The sequence below is a fragment of the Ligilactobacillus acidipiscis DSM 15836 genome, assembly GCF_001435755.1.
Taxonomy (GTDB): domain Bacteria; phylum Bacillota; class Bacilli; order Lactobacillales; family Lactobacillaceae; genus Ligilactobacillus; species Ligilactobacillus acidipiscis.
Genome location: NZ_AZFI01000146.1, coordinates 1 through 4935 on the forward strand (window position 1 = coordinate 1; position 4935 = coordinate 4935).

The window sequence follows — 4935 nt, forward strand, 5'->3', positions numbered from 1 at the left end:
CCTAGTTACTGCCCATGCCGGGCGCACCCAAAATACTAACAAACTCTGGTTAGTGCAAGCACGGCCAGAAACAGTCTGGTCCCAGAAAAACAAAAATAAGAAAAACAGCAGCTCAACGGGAGATGAGAACGTGGGTAACGTAACAGATGCTAAAGTCTTAGTACGGGGGTTGGCAGCCAGTCCTGGCGTAGCTAGCGGCAAAGTGCATGTTATCGCTGACCCCAAAAATATCGACGAATTCAAGGAAGGCGAAGTTTTAGTCACAACAATGACTTCTCCTGACTGGGTCCCAGCTATGAAAAAAGCTAAGGCGATCATTACTAATAATGGTGGGATGACTTGCCATGCGGCTATCGTTTCACGTGAAATGCAGATCCCATGTATTGTAGGAACGACAAGCCGTGGAGCAGCTGCAATGGATGTTTTGCACACCGGTGATACCATCACGGTCGATGCCAAAAACGGGATCGTCTACGATGGCAACGTGGAATCGATCGTTGCTCCTGCCAAAAAAGCAATTCAACCTGGAGAGATTGCTGGTAATGCCGAGTACTTTGCACCTACGGCAACTCAAGTCATGATGAATCTGGGCGACCCTGACCTGGCAGACAAATACTCTAAGCTACCTGCCGATGGGATCGGCCTGATGCGTGAAGAGTTTATTTGGACAAGTTATATTCATGAGCATCCCCTTTACTTGATCGACCAAGGTCATCCCGAGAAAGTCGTAAATATGCTGGCTGAAGGGATCAGTAAAGTAGCCCGAGCAATGGCACCCCGCCCGGTCGTTTTGCGGTTTTCAGATTTCAAGTCCAGCGAATATCGGAACTTAAAAGGTGGCGACAAATACGAGCCGCATGAATCAGCCGATCTTCTAGGCTGGCGAGGAGCTTCACGTTACTATGATCCTAAATATATTAACGCTTTCAAGCTCGAATTAAAAGCCGTCAAGAAAGTTAGAAATGAATTTGGCTTGAAGAACCTTAACGTAATGATACCGTTCATTAGAACCGTTCCCGAAGCAAAAAAGGTCACAGATATCATGACCGCTGCCGGTTTAGTTCGTAGTCCAGATTTCAAAGTTTATATGATGGCCGAGATCCCATCCAACATTATTTTAGCTGACCAATTCAATCAGTTTATCGATGGCTATTCAATCGGCTCCAACGACCTGACGATGTTGCTGCTGGGCTGTGATCGGAATAATGACACTGTGGCTGAATTGTTTGACGAAAGAAATCTCGCTGTCAAACGCGCCATCACTCATTTGATCAAAATGGCTCACAAAGACGGCAAGACAGTGTCGATTTGTGGTCAAACTCCGTCCGAATACCCTGACTTTACTGAATTTCTGGTACAACAAGGTATTGATTATGTTTCAGTCAATCCAGACATGGTCAAAGAAACGAAGCACAACATCGCTCACTTTGAACAACGGATCATCTTGGACAATGCCACTGGTAGAGGGCGGCAAGATCCAACTAACTATGAATGGTAACAAATGATCCTTCCTCATAAAAAGCTCCTTCTTAATTCGGCAACTGTCGAACTGAGAAGGAGCTTTTTACTATGCACAATGTAAATTTTTCACCTCTAACCATCGCCTCAAAGACTTACTTTGTTTTGTCTATTCAACAACCAGGTCACCCAAAACTAGAGTTCCAACTGCAACAGCAGATCTCTTTGTGCATCATCACCTAGCTGAAAGACATGCGCACCAATTTGCTTAAAACCTTGTTTATTATAAAATTTCAAGGCAGCATAGTTACGTTCCCAAACTCCCAGCCACACTTTTGCTTTTTTCTGTTCTCTTGCGCAACTTAGCGCTTGTTGAAATAACTTTGAACCGAATCCTTGCCTTTTGAAATCCTTCTGTACGTAGATCCGTTCAATTTCTAAGCTGTCATTACCCATTTTTTCGGTTTGCGCGTCCGCCAGATTGACCTTTAGATAACCAACCACATTTCCATCTTTCCAAGCAAAGAAAAAGATAGAATTCGGATTTGCTAGCTGCGCTAAGAGAGTTTCCGTGCCGTAGGTCTGATCCAAATATAACTCCATGTCGGAATCTGTGTTGTCAGCGCCAAAAGTATCTGCAAACGTTTGCCGGCTAATTTTTTGTAATTCTTTGATTTGGTCATTTGTCACTTTTTTTAACTCTATCATTTCTCGAGCCACCCGCTTTTATCCTAATATTTTATAAATCATTTTGAGATTAACACACCCATTTTTTCTCTGGATCGGTAGGCCCCCCCTACTCTTCCTTGGAATAATCAGTTGAGATTGCTAAATCGCTTAACTGTGCAAACTTTCGGGCCAGTCCGGCAAATTTTTTCTGTGCTCGTGTCACAGACATTTCTCCCAAAGGTAAATGTAAGGGTAAATGTTCGGTATTGGAAATAACCTGTTCATAAATGACTTGCGCGGCTGCTTGCGGGTTTCCCGCTTCATTGCCAGCTGAGTCAGAATAATTTTGAATGGCAGCATTAGTCACCTGATAATCATCAAGAAAAGCCGTTTCTTTTTTCTGTGATGAACGACCAGCCCAGTCCGTCCTAAATGAACTAGGTTCCACTAACATGACTTTAATATTATCTTCTTGAACTTCCTGTGCTAAAGACTCGAACACACCTTCCAGGGCAAACTTAGTCCCGCTATAAAAACTTAATGCAGCTTCCCCGATCAAACCAGCATCAGAAGAGATCCCAATGATCACACCGCTTTTTTGCTGGCGCATAACAGGCAGGACAGCTTGTGTCAGATGGACTGAGCCCCAAAAATTAACATCAAACATGTATTGGACTGTTGCTTCATCGGCTTCCTCAAATGTCGAAAAGTAGCCCAAACCTGCGTTATTATCCAAGACATCGATCCTGCCAAATTTAGAAAGAGTAGTTTGAATTACTTCCTTGATCTGTTGTGAATCAGTCACATCCAACTCTAACTTGAGGATCTGACCGTGATCATACTGATCTAAATAAGCTAACTTATCAGTATTTCGGGCTGTCGCGACTAAATTCACATCCGTTTTTTGCGCCAATAAAGTCGCCAATTCTTGTCCAAATCCAGTAGATGTCCCCGTAATCAACCATGTTTGTGCCATTTATATTCTCCTCGTCTTTCTTAATATCAATTATTTGTTCAAGTATCGCTGCTTGAATAGGTTTGTTTTCAAATTAAATTGCTCCAATATTTTATGTAAAAACCACCGAATACCAAAAACGCAAGTATCACAGAATTTATGACCACTTTTTTCACAAGGATTTACTCTACTACCAAAGTTTATTCATTCAAGTAGGGATAGTAAAGGGCATACTGATAGTCGTCGACCCATCTGCCGTTTAAAAAAAACTCTTTTTTATAATGACCTTCTTGTTGAAAACCAAAATGTTCATAAAATCCAATGGCATTAGGATTCGTTCCCAGTACTCGTAAACTGATTTTTACGATTTTTTCGGCTTGAGCATTTACCAACAGATGCTGTAAAAGTTTTTTACCAACACCCAAGCCTTGTGCTGCTTGATCCACAGCAACTTCAAAATTCCACTGCTTACCATGCATTTCTATGGGTAAAACATATGAATAGTCCAAAAAGCCCAGAATTTTACCTTGGGGGGCAACTGCAACAAGGGTCGAAACTTTCAATAAACGATGCACGAATTCATCATAGTCAGCAGGGAAAACACGATTGGGATCCTCATTTATGGTCATTACTTTTGTGTCTATGTCCAAGCTGGGTAGATCTTCTTGTCTTACAGAACGGATCACGATTTTTGGCATGTAAATTTCCCCCTTCTTTTGGACAAAGAATTTTAGCAAGTATTTACAAACAATTCTCCACAGTTACTGTTTAATTGCAAATACTTAGTGTTCTGAAAAAACACGTAAATAATCTTTTATTTTTCTTTCAAATCATTTAAAATCAGGCTGATTATTTCCGCTTGATTTAAATTTTCAGTCAGCACCCGTTCGTTGTTAACGTGCAAATAATCTTTTTTTAACCACCATTTTTTCAATAGCTCAGTATCAAATCGCCTTTCCTTGTTACGCTCATTGTTACGTCTTAGCGTCTCAGAAAAAGGGATATCTAGGTAATAAGCCAGTACATTGTTCTCAAAAAAAGAGCATAATTTGAAAAACATTTTTTGATACTTTTCCGCGCCTAAAATCCCCTCCAAGATCACATAATCATATCGGTCCTTGCCAAATTCACAGATTTTTTCTATCAACTCAATACTTGGATTTCCAGGATGATCTTTCACATTTAAAATCTCTAATCTAACGGTATCTTGAGAAACCAGCATCGTGTTTTTCTCTGCTAAAGAGCAGCGTAATTTGTTTGCGATCGTGGTTTTACCACTGCCTGAATTTCCACGTAAAATAATTAGTTTTGTCACAATATTCACAACTCCTCGCACTTCTGGGAAAGATTTTTACACTAGACAGACGATTTATGTTTTAACATCAAAACCAACTTTTTATATACTTGGATCGCTGCCAAAATATCTTGGCCTCCACTTGAGACAAAACTTTTGTGTTGTTAGATCTCTAACACATTCATCATGCTTTGCACCATTAATGTACCATAACCTTGATCTCGACATTCGTTAATAATTACTAAGCCAAAAAATAATAATCTTGCCTATTATCAATAGTACAATAGCCGCTCTCTTGCTCATCACGCTTAAGTACAAAAATTAAAGTGGATAGCTTTCTTGAATTTTCTACGATATAAGTTTCACTTTCTATAGCAGATGTGTAGTTAATACTGCAACATCGCTTGGCAAAACTCTTTTCTTCAATTTAATAATCACTACAAAAAAGTTTTTCCAGATGTTGTTCCCCACTAGCTTTATCTTATATTATTCTAGCAAGCTGGCCGGTTAAAAAGTCAACTTTTTTTGCTAATCGGGTAGGAGATAGTTCACACTATCG

At 40.3% G+C, this 4935-nt stretch carries 5 protein-coding genes; 1 reads left to right on the top strand and 4 read right to left on the bottom strand.

Going from position 1 to position 4935, the window contains the following annotated elements:
- Nucleotides 1-1498: phosphoenolpyruvate synthase (gene ppsA, locus FC65_RS08685; RefSeq protein WP_156408610.1), on the top strand; the 1498-nt coding region annotated here is incomplete at its 5' end.
- A 155-nt stretch (nt 1499-1653) separates the two neighbouring features.
- Here the strand turns inward: ppsA and FC65_RS08690 are convergent.
- From FC65_RS08690 to FC65_RS08705, 4 genes are all read right to left on the bottom strand, one after another.
- The gene (locus FC65_RS08690; protein ID WP_056972376.1) at nt 1654-2166 is read right to left on the bottom strand and encodes a GNAT family N-acetyltransferase; all 513 of its coding nucleotides are present in this window, start codon (nt 2164-2166) and stop codon (nt 1654-1656) included.
- 88 nt (nt 2167-2254) lie between these two features.
- A complete protein-coding gene (locus FC65_RS08695; protein WP_056972377.1) occupies nt 2255-3103 on the bottom strand; it encodes an SDR family NAD(P)-dependent oxidoreductase in 849 nt (282 codons plus the stop codon).
- Between the two features lie 179 nt (nt 3104-3282).
- On the bottom strand, nt 3283-3780 hold the full coding sequence (locus FC65_RS08700; protein ID WP_056972378.1) for a GNAT family N-acetyltransferase: 498 nt from the start codon (nt 3778-3780) through the stop codon (nt 3283-3285).
- Between the two features lie 116 nt (nt 3781-3896).
- A complete protein-coding gene (locus FC65_RS08705; protein WP_056972379.1) occupies nt 3897-4397 on the bottom strand; it encodes an AAA family ATPase in 501 nt (166 codons plus the stop codon).
- Nucleotides 4398-4935 lie beyond the last annotated feature (538 nt).